14 protein-coding genes are annotated in these 15291 nt (G+C 51.0%); 11 read left to right on the top strand and 3 right to left on the bottom strand.

The genetic code is table 11. From position 1 onward, the window contains the following. Positions 1-14: 14 nt before the first annotated feature. The 5 genes from NTV65_01275 (at position 15) to fabG (ending at position 4012) form a co-directional block, all read left to right on the top strand. The gene (locus NTV65_01275; protein ID MCX6113830.1) at positions 15-536 is read left to right on the top strand and encodes a c-type cytochrome; all 522 of its coding nucleotides are present in this window, start codon (positions 15-17) and stop codon (positions 534-536) included. A gap of 10 nt (positions 537-546) precedes the next feature. Next, a complete protein-coding gene (locus NTV65_01280) occupies positions 547-1827 on the top strand; it encodes a hypothetical protein (protein ID MCX6113831.1) in 1281 nt (426 codons plus the stop codon). A gap of 75 nt (positions 1828-1902) precedes the next feature. After that, entirely contained in the window at positions 1903-2088 is a 186-nt protein-coding gene (gene rpmF, locus NTV65_01285) for a 50S ribosomal protein L32 (GenBank protein MCX6113832.1), read from the top strand. 51 nt (positions 2089-2139) lie between these two features. After that, positions 2140-3279, top strand: coding sequence for a phosphate acyltransferase PlsX (plsX, locus tag NTV65_01290; GenBank protein MCX6113833.1), 1140 nt, complete (start codon positions 2140-2142; stop codon positions 3277-3279). After that, positions 3266-4012, top strand: a complete 747-nt coding sequence (fabG, locus tag NTV65_01295) for a 3-oxoacyl-[acyl-carrier-protein] reductase (GenBank protein MCX6113834.1) — start codon at positions 3266-3268, stop codon at positions 4010-4012. The genes plsX and fabG overlap by 14 nt, the downstream gene beginning before the upstream one ends. 14 nt (positions 4013-4026) lie before the next feature. Here the strand turns inward: fabG and NTV65_01300 are convergent, their stop codons facing one another. Then, positions 4027-4851 carry a hypothetical protein gene (locus NTV65_01300; protein ID MCX6113835.1) on the bottom strand — a complete coding sequence of 275 codons (825 nt, stop codon included), beginning with the start codon at positions 4849-4851 and terminating at the stop codon, positions 4027-4029. Between the two features lie 403 nt (positions 4852-5254). Between NTV65_01300 and acpP the strand changes: the two genes are divergently transcribed. The 5 genes from acpP (at position 5255) to nusB (ending at position 9121) form a co-directional block, all read left to right on the top strand. Further along, positions 5255-5497 (top strand): acyl carrier protein, encoded by a 243-nt coding sequence (gene acpP / locus NTV65_01305; protein MCX6113836.1) that lies wholly within the window; start codon positions 5255-5257, stop codon positions 5495-5497. 105 nt (positions 5498-5602) lie between these two features. After that, positions 5603-6886: a serine hydroxymethyltransferase gene (locus NTV65_01310; GenBank protein ID MCX6113837.1), complete on the top strand. Its 1284-nt coding sequence runs from the start codon at positions 5603-5605 to the stop codon at positions 6884-6886. A 15-nt stretch (positions 6887-6901) separates the two neighbouring features. Beyond that, complete coding sequence (nrdR, locus tag NTV65_01315) at positions 6902-7387, top strand: transcriptional regulator NrdR (protein MCX6113838.1); 486 nt, start codon at positions 6902-6904, stop codon at positions 7385-7387. A 13-nt stretch (positions 7388-7400) separates the two neighbouring features. Next, the gene (gene ribA / locus NTV65_01320; GenBank protein MCX6113839.1) at positions 7401-8636 is read left to right on the top strand and encodes a GTP cyclohydrolase II; all 1236 of its coding nucleotides are present in this window, start codon (positions 7401-7403) and stop codon (positions 8634-8636) included. A 14-nt stretch (positions 8637-8650) separates the two neighbouring features. After that, complete coding sequence (gene nusB / locus NTV65_01325; protein MCX6113840.1) at positions 8651-9121, top strand: transcription antitermination factor NusB; 471 nt, start codon at positions 8651-8653, stop codon at positions 9119-9121. Between the two features lie 11 nt (positions 9122-9132). Here the strand turns inward: nusB and NTV65_01330 are convergent, their stop codons facing one another. Together NTV65_01330 and NTV65_01335 are read right to left on the bottom strand one after the other, a co-directional pair. Continuing rightward, positions 9133-10716, bottom strand: a complete 1584-nt coding sequence (locus NTV65_01330; protein ID MCX6113841.1) for a hypothetical protein — start codon at positions 10714-10716, stop codon at positions 9133-9135. Positions 10717-10816: 100 nt separating this feature from the next. After that, positions 10817-13027, bottom strand: a complete 2211-nt coding sequence (locus NTV65_01335; GenBank protein ID MCX6113842.1) for a hypothetical protein — start codon at positions 13025-13027, stop codon at positions 10817-10819. Positions 13028-13265: 238 nt separating this feature from the next. On the opposite strand from NTV65_01335, the gene NTV65_01340 reads away from it, so the two are divergent. After that, on the top strand, positions 13266-15291 hold a 2026-nt coding region (locus NTV65_01340), incomplete at its 3' end, for a VWA domain-containing protein (protein MCX6113843.1).

Raw genomic sequence — 15291 nt, forward strand, 5'->3', positions numbered from 1 at the left:
GAGGTGAGGGAAGAATGAGCGTAGCTCGTTTTAATAAGATAAAAGCGGTTGTTGTAGTAGTAGTAGCTGGTCTACTCCTAACAGGTGAGGCGCTAGCGCTTCCTTTCAACGACGATATGGTGGACGTACAGAAGCGTACCGGTGCGATGATGCGTGACAAGGTTCCAGGCACCGTTGCAATCGGAATGTCGGACTACTACGTTGCATCAAGAGAGGCAGCAGAGAAGCTCACTAATCCTTTGCCAGGTGATGCCAATTCAATTGCGCATGGTAAGCGCTTATTTGCTATTAACTGCCTGCCGTGTCACGGCGATATCAGCAAGAAGCCTTATGCCCCTGGGCTAGTTGGAGCAAAGGCGCTCCAGACCCCCCCCGATCTGACCCTCGATATGTATAAAACGCGCAGTGATGCAAATATCTACGCTACGATCCATTTCGGAATCCGTCTTATGCCTGGCCACGGTTGGAAGCTCTCTCCAACAGAGCACTGGGATATCGTGAACTACGTTAAGAATCAGCAATCTGTAAATCAGTAAGGTTAATAATATGTCGCATGTACACACGGTTCCAGTAAGCATCGAGAAGGTGGTTGATGCTGGTCCGATATCTATCAAGACAAAAACCTACCTATACCTTTGGGCGATGATATATTTCGGAGTAGTAGTTTTTTCCTATAACCTGATGTTCGGTGATGCAGCCACCACCTGGGGCGCATTCTACGTCAATGCAGTTTACTTTCAGGGCTTAGCGCTTGGTGGAGTGATGACCACGGTTATCATGCAGATTGTGCGCGCAAAGTGGGGCGCTCCGGTACGACGCATCGCAGAGGCAAACGTAGCTTATCTACCCGTAGCGTTCGTGATGTTCCTTATCACCTATTTTGGGCGTGAGTACATATTTTACTGGGGTCGTCATCCGATGCCAGGGCGAGAGATGTGGATGGATCCTGAGTTCGTCTACGTACGTTTCTCAGTCCTGTTTTTCGCGCTCTATTTTATGATGGCGCGCTTTGTTGGACTCTCCCTACGTGGTGACGTTGGACTCGCTCGTGAGCGCGCCAAGGACGAAAGACGTTGGGATCTTCCGATTCACAGATTTCTTACGCGCGGTTGGAAAGGAGCTGAGCGTGAGGTTATTCCGCTGCAGCGTAAGATGTCGACGACAGCTCCAGTCATTGTATTTATGTACGCAATTATCGTGTCCTTATTTGCATTTGAGATGATCATGGGGCAGAACCAGACCTGGTTTTCGACCCTCTTCGGTGCATTTATCTTTATCAGCCAGATCTACATCGCCTGGGCCGGGCTGGCGCTTATGACGATGTACTTTGCAAGAAAGAAGAAAGCCTTCGGTGAATTAATTACCACACAGCAATTCTGGGATCTGGGCAAGCTTTGTCTGGGGTTCTGTATGTTGTGGGGATATATGTTCTGGTCGCAGTTTCTTACTCAGTGGTACGGCAATCTCCCTGAGGAGACACAGTGGATGATCCTCCGTACGCGGGAGTTCCCGTGGATGGGGTTGGCATGGGTTGTGTTCCCGATGTCTTTTATAATCCCATTTGTGGCGCTTTTAAGTCGTGATCTAAAGAAGAACCGCGTTACCTATGCAGTTGTCTGTGTGGTGCTTATGACCGGGGTGTGGCTCGATAGATACCTTATTATTATGCCAGAGATGAGCCCGAACTCAATTCCATTCGGACTTACTGAAATTAGCATTTTCATAGGGTTTCTAGGTGCTTACCTGCTTTGCATCAGGAGTTTTCTGAGCAAATACCCGTTTGTACCGATCTCTCATCCATTAACCCATGGAAGTAGGGAGTGGTAGGGTTGAATTACGCACGCAAAGCGTGCTACAAACTCACCTCTTAACTAGCGATTTTTTCGATTCCGGTTGTGATTTATGGCAGTTCCTAAAAAACGAACCTCCCGTTCAAAAAGAAATATGCGGCGTTCTCATCACGCCCTAACACGTACTTATGCTAATATCTGTCCAAAGTGTGCAGAGCCTGTACTTCCTCACCGTGCTTGCGGTGGCTGCGGAACATACCGCGGTAAAGTGGTTAGTGCAGAAAAAACGGCCGCCTAAATGGTGTCTGAGATATAACGCGTGACCTCCAAATCTGAGAGTCAGTCCAAAATGATGCTTCCTATAGCGCTCGATGCGATGGGGGGAGATCATGGCCCAAAGGTGGTGGTGCAGGGTGCAGTTGATGCAGCTCGTGCTACCGGTATTCCCTCGATCCTTGTAGGGGATGAGAAGCAGCTAAATGAGCTGCTCTCCACCTATCCCGATCTCTCCAATCTTCCTATCACTGTCCAGCACGCCTCGCAGGTAATCGGCATGGATGAGTCTCCAGGGCTTGCAATTCGTGGCAAGCAGGACTCCTCTATCCGCGTTGCGTTTGAGCTTGTAGCGGCAGGTAAGGCCTCAGCAGTGGTTAGCCCAGGTAACACCGGCGCTATTATGGCTGCAGGTGTGTTCGTTGGAGGAACGTTGCCAGGAATCGCACGACCCGCGATCGCCTCGCTTATTCCGAAGGGTGTCTCTGGAACCCCAACAGTACTCCTTGATTCCGGCGCTAATACGGGATGCCAAGCCTTCCAGCTCGTTCAATTTGCGTTGATGGGGCATCACTATGCAATGGCTGCGCTAGGGTGCGAGAAGCCCCGTATAGCCCTTCTTTCAAACGGGACGGAGCCAACCAAGGGTAACGATATTATCCGCTCGGCAGCAACGATGCTCTCAGAGGTAGAGGGGATTAACTTCATCGGTTACGTTGAGGGACGCGATATCGCACGCGATGTGGTGGACGTTGTAGTCTGCGACGGATTCGTAGGGAACATCGTTCTTAAGGCCATGGAGGGCAGTGTGGGCCTCGTTGTTGAGTCGGTTAAGGCTATGGTCGAGAAGAGCCTGCGTGCCAAGATAGGACTCTGGCTTGCAAAGCCAGTTCTTAAGAGCGTCTTTAAGGATAAGCTTGATCCCTCTGCCTATGGGGGAGCTCCGCTACTTGGGCTCGGCCAGATAGCTATTAAGTGCCACGGTTCATCCTCTAGTCGGGCTGTCATGAACGGCATCCGCGTAGCCCAGAAATTTGTGGATGAGGCGGTCATGGATAAGCTCAGTGTAGCCTTAAGCCACCTTGATGCGAAGGTAGGTGAGGTCGACCACGATGGCGGTAACGGATGGTCGCGTGTCTTTGAAAAAAAAGTGCGTGCTCCTAAGGATGAGAGGGCAGGGAAGGTTTCTACTGGAGGAGAAGATGACAGAAAATAAGAGAAAGATAGCCTTAGTCACCGGAGCATCGCGCGGAATTGGACGCGCCATAGCGTTAACGCTTGCTAAGCGCGGTGTGTATGTAATCGTAAACTACTCATCATCACCGGACGCCGCACAGCAGACCTTAGACGCAATCCGTGAGGTTGGTAGTGATGGAGAGTTGCGCCAGTTCCCAGTACAGGATAGCGCAGCGGTAGATACGGCCTTCACAGAGATCAAAGCCCAGCACGGACAGCTCGATATCCTGGTCAACAACGCAGGCATTTCGCGAGATGGACTTTTGCTACGCATGAAGGACGAAGATTGGATGGCAACCCTCGCCGTTAATCTTAACGGCTCGTTCTTCTGCGCGCGCGCAGCGGCGAAGCTCATGATTAGGTCCAGGTGGGGCCGTATAGTAAATATCAGCTCCGTTGTAGGAGAGATGGGTAACGCTGGACAGACTCCATACGTCTCATCAAAGGCCGGTATGATCGGCATGACGAAGGCGATGGCTAAGGAACTAGCCTCACGTAATATCACAGTTAACGCTATCACGCCGGGATTTATCGAGACCGATATGACCGCCACACTCGATGAGAAGCTTAAAGCGGAGCATATGAAAGCTATTCCGCTAGCCCGTTACGGACAGGCAGATGAGGTGGCTGAATTGGTTTCGTTCCTGGCATCCGATAGCGCGGCCTATATTACCGGACAGGTGATCGGGATTAACGGCGGGATGTATATGTAGTTGCCACGCAGCTACTATTCTCTTGTAGCTGCACAGAGTCGATAGAGCGCAGCACGGCGATATTTTTCGAATTGTGGCACGAAGCCAGCGCCCAATCTTGCGTCTTGCAGAACCTCGGCTTTGTTTAAAATGCCAGTTAGATCTCTAATAAATCTAAGGCATTCAGGGGTGCGCTTATAATTTTCTGGGGTTATATATTTTTCAAAGTAATAAAAGTTTCCCCTTAAGAGCGAGGTTTGCCCACTCATCGTTACCGGCTCCCACGAACTTCTTTCCTTGCACCACTTCCACTTTAAGTTGTGTTTATTAAGCAGAGCGGGATCTGGAGGAACATCTTTTTTGGCCTCCGGGTAGAGGATCCCCTCATGTTTAAGAAACTCTAGCGCCCTCTGCTGTAGTATATCCGAGCTAAGGGGGAGAGCCTGTAGAGGCACTGGAGGAAGGCATAAACTCTGCCCATCTTTAGGAGCTGGAATTACCTGGATGGGTACGGGTTTAAAGTTATTGACTAGTGAATTAAGGACACGGGTCATATTTACGATCTCGGTTAGGTCCTTCTCTGAGGGGACCCGGATACCGGCGCTAAAGGCTAGCTCGCCTGCTTTGGGTGGTAGATAGGCGTTCTCAATCTTTGTTAGACAGGTATCAGCTAGGCCGCCTAGTGCAAGCGTTTTAGCCCTCTTTAGTAGTGCAGAAAGGGAGTCTGCAATGTCCCTGGTCCCTGAGTTGCTTGGAAGGCCGAGTGCATCATTAAGCACGTTGATATCATATATAGATGGATTGTATGGCCCTGGCCCAGAGTCTCGGTTCCTACTGGATTTGTCATTTTCTTGCCGCATATCCCCTCCATATCCCCTCGATATCTTCTCTCTGGCCCTATTCTTAATCGTTATGGTGCCAGATTAAGAGGATGTTTCCCAATATATCACCCAAAAGATGAGTTTCAGCTCTAAAAGGGGGTGTTTAGCCTAAGGGTACCCCTGCGCGATGACTATATGGCCTCTATAACTACTTATTATTAGGTAGTAGTAGTATAGTTAAGCCTCAACCTCTTGACTATTAGTCCCTGGTCTAATTAGATTCGGGTCTATTCGACGTTCGAGGTCAGAGGCCTTCTGAAAGAGGCTTGTTTGAGATCGAGGGTAGGGCTTGAATGAGATATCTTTCAGGCGACAGCCTTCGAAGTATGACCAAGTCGATTCGTCGTAAATTTATTAAAGTACCATTTAGGAGAACGGTTCCATGGCAACACCTGAAGAGATTTCAGAGCGCGTTAAGTCGATTATTGTAGACCAACTTGGTGTCAGCCTGGAGGAAGTTACTCCACAGGCCTCATTCATTGAGGACCTTGGTGCAGATTCTCTCGATATCGTTGAGTTGATTATGGCCCTCGAAGAGGAATACGAGATGGAGATTCCAGACGAGGACGCTGAGAAGATCCAGACCGTTGATGATGTAACTAAGTACATCCAGTCAAAGAACTAACTGATGCGAGCATATAAAGTTCATCCTTCATAGTAGAGATGAATTTGGTATGCTCTAGGGACCCTTCGAGGTCCCTTTTTTGTTCGTACATTCCGGAGTTTTTAGATGAGCGCCACAACACCATCGTATGAGTCCCGTAGCAGAAAGCTGAATGAAGTTGACCCTGAGATCTACAACCTAATCCAACGGGAAACGGAGCGCCAGGAGTACGGGCTTGAGATGATCCCAAGCGAGAACTTCGTCAGCGAGGCGGTGCTCGAAGCGATGAGCTCTGTACTGACTAATAAATACGCTGAGGGGCAACCTGGAAAGCGCTACTACGGGGGATGTCAGGTTGTTGATGAGGTTGAAAACCTTGCAAGCGCACGAGCGTGCGAGCTCTTCGGTGCTGATTTTGCAAACGTACAGCCGCACTCAGGTGTGCAGGCTAATCAGGCCGTGTTTGAGGCCTTCCTTAAGCCAGGCGATACCTTTATGGGATTGCGCCTTGATCAGGGTGGACACCTTTCGCACGGCAGTCCCGTAAATTTTTCTGGTCGGCACTATAACGTAATTGGATACGGTTTGCGGCCATCGGACTGTCTAATCGATCCCGAGCAGGTCAGGTCACTCGCGCATCAACATAAGCCGAAGCTCATTATCGCAGGTGCTACAGCGTACTCCAGAAAGATCGATTGGAAGCTCTTCCGTGAAGTAGCAGATGAGGTTGGGGCTATTTTGATGGCAGATATCGCGCACTATTCTGGGCTGATCGCTGGGGGTGCATATCCATCACCAGTCAATTATGCCGATATCGTGACAACCACCACGCATAAAACTCTACGAGGTCCACGCTCAGGCATGGTGATGGGCAGGGAGATCCATCGCAAGGCGATCAATAAAGCCATCTTCCCTGGACTACAGGGTGGACCGCACATGCATACGATCGCTGCCAAGGCGGTTATGTTTAAGGAGGCACTTTCTCCTGATTTTAAGATCTATGCGGCGCGAGTTGTTGAGAATGCGCAAGCTCTCTCTGATGCTCTGATCAAACGTGGCTTACAGGTAGTATCTGGTGGAACCGATAGCCACATGCTTGTGGTAGATCTGCGTCCAGTCGGTGTAACAGGTAAGGTAGGAGAGGAGACCTTGGATAGTGTTGGAATAACCGGCAATAAAAATACGGTTCCCTTTGATCCGCAGCCACCAGCTATCTGTAGCGGTGTGCGACTTGGAACTCCAGCCCTGACAACTCGCGGTATGGGGGTAAAAGAGATGGAACAGATAGCGGCTTTTATCCTAGAGGCGCTTAGAAACGTAGGAAATGAGGGTAACTTGAACTCGATACACAGTCGGGTACAGGAGCTCAGCAAGGGCTTTCCACTCTATAAGCATCGTCTCGTATCGTAGGAAAGAGTAAAAAGCATGTTCTGTCAAAAATGCAACTCTGAAAAAACATCTGTAACCGATTCACGCAGCGACGCTGGGGCTATTCGCCGTAGGCGTGAATGCCAAGATTGTGGCTTTCGCTTTACAACCTACGAAAGGGTTGAGCTTATCTTGCCAGTTGTCATCAAAAAGGATGGTCGTCGCGAGATTTTTGATCGCGAGAAGATCTTGGGTGGATTCAGACGAGCCTGCGAGAAGCGCCCTGTAAGTACTGAGGCGATCCATGCAGCGGTTGAAACGGTCGAAAAACGGGCGCAGGAGCTATGCCTAAAAGAGGTCGATAGCCGTGTCGTGGGTGAAGCCGTTATGGATGAGCTACGAAAACTCGATAAGATAGCATATGTGCGATTTGCCTCGGTATATCGTGAGTTCTCAGATGTAAATCAATTCGTTGATGCGCTGCAGAGCCTTGGAACACCAGGTAATGACGCCGAGACCGACAAGCAGATCGGCAACGGATAGCTCTGGAAATCTCATGGCTGTAACAATTAGTCATGCGGCAGATCCATTACCACTTGATTCATTTGAAGATGTGCTAGCCGACTTTAAGAGCGGTAAGGGCGTAATCGTTGTTGATGATAACGACCGCGAGAATGAGGGCGATATATTTTTTGCAACGGAGGCAGTCACGGCAGAGTCAGTCGCCTTCCTTATGACAGAGGCGCGTGGACTAATCTGCGTTAGTGTAGCCGGGGATATCGCGCACCGTCTAAACCTGCCCCTACAGGTGCTCAATAACAACTCCCAATTCCAGACCCCCTTTGCCATCAGCCTTGATCATAGAGACGTTGTGCCGTTCGGTGTAACCGCGGCAGCGCGCGCCTATACCATGCGCAAGATGATAGAGCCTGAGGCTTGCGCTAGTGACTTCGTTAGCCCCGGGCATGTATTTCCTCTTATAGCTAATGAAGCCGGGGTGCTGGGGCGCAAGGGGCATACTGAGGGGGTATTTGATCTAGCGCGTCTGGCAGGAATAACCCCCTCTGGAATCCTCTGTGAGATACTAAACGCCGACGGTAGTATGGCGCGCGGGGCGCAGCTATTAGATTTTGCACGTAAGCATGGGCTCCGTATCACTAGCATCGAAGCGATCCGTAACTACAGGACCCTTAATGAGATAGCGGTGCGACAACTTAGTACAGGCGAGGTTACAACCGACTTTGGACCATTTCAGGCCACCGTATATGCAGATGATGTTGGTGGGAAGGAGCACCTGGCCCTTATACGGGGGGATCTAGCGGCGATGCCGACCTCGTATGCGCCCCTTGTTAGGCTACATTCAGAGTGTCTGACAGGGGATGTCTTCGGGAGCCGCAGATGTGATTGTGGGCAGCAACTCGCCGGCGCGATGCAGCTAATAGTGCAGGAGGGCGCCGGAATTATCCTCTACCTAAGGCAGGAGGGGCGTGGAATAGGGCTTGAGAATAAGGTCAGGGCCTATCAGTTGCAGGATCAGGGGCTCGATACCGTAGAGGCTAATCTGGAGCTTGGATTCGAGGCGGATGAGAGGGAGTTTGCGGTCGGAGCGCATATGTTATTGTCGATGGGAATTCGTGCAATTAGGCTTATTACGAACAACCCCCAGAAGGGCGAGGAGCTTGAGTGGTGTGGTATCTCAATAGTTGAGCGAGTTCCTATGATTGCGGCACCGGATCCGTGTAGCGCGCATTATCTCCGTACAAAACGGGATAAGATGGGGCATGTGTTGTAGAGGATGAGAGCTGCGTGAAATCTAGACGTTTATGCCGCGAGGCGGCGCTGCAGGCGCTCTATCAATGTGATACTCTGGGCGATTTCTCACTAGTGAGATTTGAAACCTTTCTGGCGCATTTTCAGCTGCAGAATAATCTCGACTCAGAGGAGGAGGGTGAGGAGGAGAGTAAGGGCATTCAGGTAGATCAATTTTGCCGTGAGCTAGTCATGGGAGTTATCGAACACTTAAGCTTTATCGACGAGCAGATAACCCTCGCCTCCGTTCACTGGAGCCTGAAACGTATGGCCAGGGTCGATCGGAATATCCTTAGAGTAGCGACCTATGAGCTAGCCTTTCGGCAGGATGTGCCAGTAAAGGTCAGTATTAACGAGGCAATCGAGATAGCCAAACGCTTCTCTGCGCCGGAGGCCCCGACCTTTATCAACGGGGTGCTCGATAAGATTGTGGCAAATTTACCGAAGCGCAGCGCTATTCCCGCTTAAGGGGGTCCCGCTTAAGGGGCGTTTAAAGGGGCACCTAATATCTTTATCTGCGCTATCGACCAGTCGTATTTGGTCTGTGCGGTCTGTCTAACGAAGAGGCAGCTTAGCGCTTCAGGGTGATTAAAAAGTATGCGCACATCGTGGTGCTCGCTGCGATATGGATAGCCATCCCTGGTAAAGAGTAGCGCCCCCTGCCAGGCAGGTAAGGTAATAATAGAGCGGGCCTTGGCCTCGTCGCACTCGCCCCCACTAATCAACACCCCACGCGGAAAATCTGTTGCATAACTCCCCGGCGAGATCTCTATCCCCTGAATGGTCGTTTCTGCTGGAAATCTAATGGTCAGCAGCTCATCACCAAACTGGTGCCCGCGACCTGTATAGAGACGCGTACCACCGAGGGCGCTATCTAGGGCAGTTGAGGTATCCCTTAGTGGAGTAAGCTCGTAGGTGGACCCAAAGGTAGCGCTATCCTGCATAGCTTGACGGGAGAGAGCTCTAAAGGGCTTTAGGTTGTCGAGCAGAAGGGGGTGCTCTATTAAGCCGTTCTTCAGCACAGAAGCGGAGGGTGAAAGCAGAATCTTATCAAGGTTAAGATCTCCTCGGTGCGCATAGCTACTTAGAATAGGGGAGCGCAGGGCGCTCGAAGCCACAAACGTTCCACAGATAGCGCAGAGCGCAATAGGCACTCCAACTAGCGATAGCGGATGCATAAGGGCCGCCACAGCTATTAACCAGGCGCTAGTACCGAGTAGTAGCGAGGTTAGCGACACGATCTCACCCCACGCAAGCATCCGTGAGAGGCTGGCAAGGGGTGAGATTAGGGCGTACTGCTTAGGCAGTATGGTATCACACGCAACTATGAGCGCAGAGAAGCTGGCGATTATTAAAAGGCTCCGGCCCGCATCGGTTGCTCTCTTTCTAAGGGCAAGTAACGCAAGCAGAGCCAGTATAGAGAGAGCGGCAGCGATAGGAGCATACAGCGCAGCAGAGGCCGCGTGATCAAGAACCTGTAAGGGATAATGTGGCCCAATTAGCTGAATTATAGGCAGCCCCTCACCACTAGTGGGAATAACATGCGAGCGCTCAGGATAATTAGGTAGGGGAGCCGCTGGCGCCATAAGTGCTACCCAGAGGGCCGGTAGTAGCGCTAGCGCTAAGATAGCAGATCCTGCACGCATAGAGAGCGAACGGGCAGTGGAAGACCTTGCAAGAACTAGATGCGCAAATACTAGTGCAAATAGAGCCGTTGGAAGTGCTGCCTGATTGGCACTTGAGGCGTTCTGAATGGAGACAAATAGCGCTACGAACCAAAGAGGAAGAACTTTGAGAGCGTAGCCATCTCTACAGGCGTTAATAAGAGCAAAGAGCATCATCGCAAGCAGTGGCGCCCAGGCTAGCGCCCCTAGCACAAATGGATCGCGTCCAACCGAGCCAATGACGGCGAGGGTTGGAAGAGCGCTTGCTAGCCACAGTAGCATTGGAGCTTGGGCCAACTTAGGAGAGAGCTGTCGAAGTACCAAAAAAGTGCCGCATAGGATCGTTAGTAGCTGTGTTGTTAATACCTCATTGGCGGTAAAGGGTGCTAGAGTTGCCATTAATAAGTGCAACTGGATCGAGAAAAAGAGCCGGCAGAGATAGTAGATAAGCTGCAATCAAGAACCCAAGCAGAGCGAAAATTTTTGACATCACGGCACCTTATTGAGTCTTATTGAGATCGAACGTAGAGATGAAACGCTGTAGGGGTGAGATGCTCTTGATAGTGACCGCTTGCCCAAGCGGGCACTCGGAGAGTTCAATCAGAGAGATATTTGGCGCAGCTTTATATGGCTTCAGTGTGCAGTGAGAGCTAGTTAAAAATGGAAAGTAGGTAAATTTAATAACTACTCTATCCGTTTTTGGTGTCAGGGTGAGTGAGTTGTTGGTAAATGTAATGTTTGTAGCCTCGCCCAAGAGGGCATAGTTCGGTGTAAACCCTACCCGTTTGTACAGGGTAAATTTATCCCCATGCCAGACCCGCTTGTAGTCGTTTTGATGCGTATGGAAGAATGCGAGCCAGCTCGGTTCATGCGCCAGTACAACTGAGGCGTTCATCAGGTCGAGGTACTCAGCAACTCCGGCCGCCCCCCTTTTAATAAAGCTCTCTGGGATCGGTTGCTTATATCGCCAGATATTATGGGCGTAGCTACTTGCAACGAGGGGCACCCCGGTCCAGAAGGTAAGTGGGGCCAGGTGACCACCGCTAAGCTCATGTAGTACGCAGCCAGAGAAGACCCCTCTGCTGCCATCTGCAGTGTGGGTTGAAAGAGCACCGATCAAATCATCTACAGCTCCGTTTTTAAAGCGGTAGATCTCGGTTGATTGATTTAGGACTATAGCTGATGCAGCAAGGGGAGAGAGTAGGAGGAAGCTTCCAGCGATGCTGCCGGCTAATCTATAGAGCTTCCCATCTTTAAACGAGGTGAATAGCGCCGTCAGATAACGCGCAACAGGAAAGGTGAGCAGGAGGGCGGCGATAATCACCATCCTATCAAGCTCAAGTTGTGGTTTAAGTGAAACTCCAAAGGTTCCTAAAAATATGAGCCAGCCGATAATAAGAGCAAATCCAACGCGAACTACCCCAGTTAGGGTTAAGAGGGCCGGTAGAGCAAATACAAGTAAGAGTGGGTTTATTGAGATCGCTTGGGTATGGAGCTCCCTTAGTGCCCTCTTAATATCGAGGGAGCCAGCTCTATGACGAAAGTCCCGTTGATCCTGCGGTAGCGCGGGGTCTGGAGATCCTAGCGTTTGGATCTGAGATGCAGATGGTGCGCCAGAACCCTCTGCATTGAGAAAGTTTCCAACGTTTGAAACCTTATACATCATAGCTATCCAGGGCAGGTTAAGGCAAATGAGCAGCAACACCGCTACGAGATGACGGGGGGAGCGTATTAGACGGGCAGCTCGCGCGAGGGCCAGTAACCCGAGGGGCGAGATAGCCAGCATCGAGGGAGACCATAAGAAGGTCAGGGTTGTAACGACTACTAGGAGTGCGATCTGGCGCCAGCTCGGTTTCTTATCGTTTAGAAACTTAATGGAGAGAGCCACACAGAGTGGGAATAGGGTAGCGCTTACAAGGAAGCCCATCGTGCCGTATTTTAGCCCCCAGCGGTACCACAATAGGCCGCTACTAACCGAGAGTATTGCGGCAACGGCAGCCGTAGTTCGTCCGCCACCAAAGGTACGTGCTGCCAGGTAGCTTGCTGCGGGTAGGAGTAGCCAGAGAAAAGATACTACGATGATGTTGTATATAGATTCGACCGGAAAGAGATAGACCAATGGAGCGGCGAGGAGAAAGGCATTCAGCGCCCCCGTTGCAAAGAAGTCCCTGGCATCTATCCCTGCATTCCATAAGGGGTACCAGAATGGGATCGAGGGAAAGTTCTCTTTAAGAAGCCGTAGGCGAAAGAGGAACATCGTGTGGTCATCAGAGATAAGTAGCTCGCCCTGTGAGGTTAATACGAAGGACCAGATTAGAATCCCGAGTGATAGAATGAGCCACGTTTTAAGTAAGATTGCTGAGCTTGACCTTCTTAATATTAGATAACAGAGCCCGGCCGAGAGCAGCAGCTCTCCCCGAATAAATGGACCTTGAAAGAAGCCCCAAGGCCTAGAGAGCCAGTCTGAGAAGAAGATAAACACTAGCCCCGCTGTCCATACAACAGGGTGAGAGAGCTCTTTAGTATTCGGAAGGCGATTTTGACGTAGTAGGGAGTATGAGGTAACTACTATAGCTAGTAGGAGTCCGAGCACGACTGGAAAGCGCCCAGCCGGTATTATCACCGCAAGGTCAGGGCTCCAGAAGCGCCAAGCGCCCCCTGCAAGGCCAAGTACGATCAGGAGCAGAGCTGAGGATGCCGCGATATTCATGTATACATAGTGCTGTAGGGTGCCGCTTCAAAGGTAACACTCTATAACGGCTGCGGAGGGGGGTCAAAAGGCTAGTTATTATGGTTCCTCACCAATAAGTGTGGGTACTAAGAGCAGTTTCAGTTCCCGTTCCAGCGGTAAGCACAAATTGATACATTTTAACCACCTACAAGCTATACTGCGGTGAATAGTTAAGAAAATTAGCACTTTGGCCGATATCTGTGTTGGGAGGCGAAGAATGAAGCTGTATCAATCAAAGGTAGATAGCGCTGGTCGATCGGGTGGAAGTGGGGCCGGTCGTGTATCTGAAGCCCAGCAAATCCTCTCCGGCTATACGCACGATGAGCAACGTATTATTCTTCACAATCTCGAAACTGTAGCTGGGATGTCCAAATACATCGGGCAGGACTTTCAGATGAAGGTGTTGCTCAACAAACCTGGTGGGGGCTGGCACTGGAACTTTGAACGAAACGAGGTGCGGGTTGATCCTGAAACCCTTCTAAAAGCCCCCCTTGATGTTTCAAAAGCGATCTACTGCCACGAGGGCTTTCATCGACGCATTACGCCGAAGGATGGTGTGCCGAAGGCAGAGTGGGGAGAGCCCGGATTGCCGTTCTTAGTGAATAGCATCGAAGATCCTCGCATTGAAAATTTTGGAGGCGAGGCGTATCCGGCGTATCGACCTCTGCGTGATGCCTCGTACAGACACTATGCGAATGAGGCTCAGGGGATCGCTGCAGAGAAGCTCGGACGAATTCCCAAACACATTCGAGCTGGCCTAGAGCTCATCAATCAGTGGTTTCTGGAGGCTGAAGGAAAACCGTTTGAGATCCCTGATTCTCTCGACCCTGCTGTCAAGGGATTTGTCGCAACCGTACTTAAAGATGCGCAGGACGCCTGGTGGCGGTACCCGTTGCGTTCCGAAGTTGACTGGGAACCAGAAAAGGTAAAGCAGTACTTCCAGGACGCTTACAAGATTATCCGCGAAAAAGTGTGGCCCGAGTTCAAGAAACTCTACGAGCAGGATCGACAGGAGGGGCTCCACGATGAAGCGATGAGGGACCTGCAAGGTAAGCAGTCAGGTGATTCACAGCAGGGGCAAGAGGGGGGCTCACCGCAGCCAGGCTCCCCAGAGCCGCTCTCAGAGCAGGAGGTTCGCGAGCTTCTCAAAGCGGCCAAGGAGGGCAAGGTGAAGCCGAGCGAGGGCAACTCGGAAGGGGCAAGGCCCCTAGAGCTCTCTCACTTACCACCGGACCTTCAGAAAGAGGTCGCTGATTACGTCAAGAGCTTGCCAAAGGAGACACAGAGCGAACTTCAGGAAAAGGCCGATGCTAGGTTAGGGGAAGCCTCAAAGGAGGCAGCAGAGGCCCTTGAAGGAAAGGCTGCTCAACAGGAGCCGGCTACGGCGGGAGGGGAGAGATCTCCAATAGCGACTGAGAGAGGACCTTCACCTACAGCGGAGCAGGACGATTTCAAGGGAGTAGATTTAAGCGAGCTTAGGCAACACGTCACGATACCGAAGGAGGATCTCGATAAAATCAGGGAGGAGTTTGCGCACCTTATTAACGAAGATAGAGGGCTCTATCACAATACGGTGCGTGAGATTGCGCCTACCATCAATCAACTTGAGAATGATCTGCGCACCATCTTTCAAAAGCGTCGACAGAGCCATCGTGAAAGTGGTCGGCGCTCGGGGCCTACCCTAAACATCGATCGCTTTATTAGAGAGCGCGCCTCGGGGGTGCCTGCTGTCGAGAGTCGCGCGTTTGAAGCCAAGACCCGCCCTCTTGCAAAAGACTATGCTGTTCTTATCTTGGTCGATGTTTCAGGCTCTATGCAGGACAAAATTCACCATGCGTTTGCCGCGACGGTTGCTTGTACCGAGGCGCTCTCTCGCCTAAAGATTGAGCATTCGATCCTGGGCTTTAACAAAAAGCTTCACACCTACAAAGGCTTTCAAGGTGAAGCCGACCCGGCGAGACTCGAAACTATTGAGCAGGAGGTGCACACGTCATCTGCTCAGTACAATAACGACGGCTGGGCGCTGCAGCAGGCTGCAAAGCAGCTCTCTGCCGCCCCTCAAAAGAAACATATTCTGATAGTTATTTCGGATGGAGTTCCTGTGCCCTCATCTAAGTATAGCGGAGCGGAGTACGATCTGAAGAAGACAACCTCTGATATTGAGTTAAAGCAGAAGATTCATCTGATCGGGCTCGGTATGGGGCCTGGCACGGAACACGTCGATAAGTTTTATACCAATAACC

This window comes from Pseudomonadota bacterium (genome assembly GCA_026390555.1).
Taxonomy (GTDB): Bacteria; Bdellovibrionota_C; UBA2361; order UBA2361; family OMII01; genus OMII01.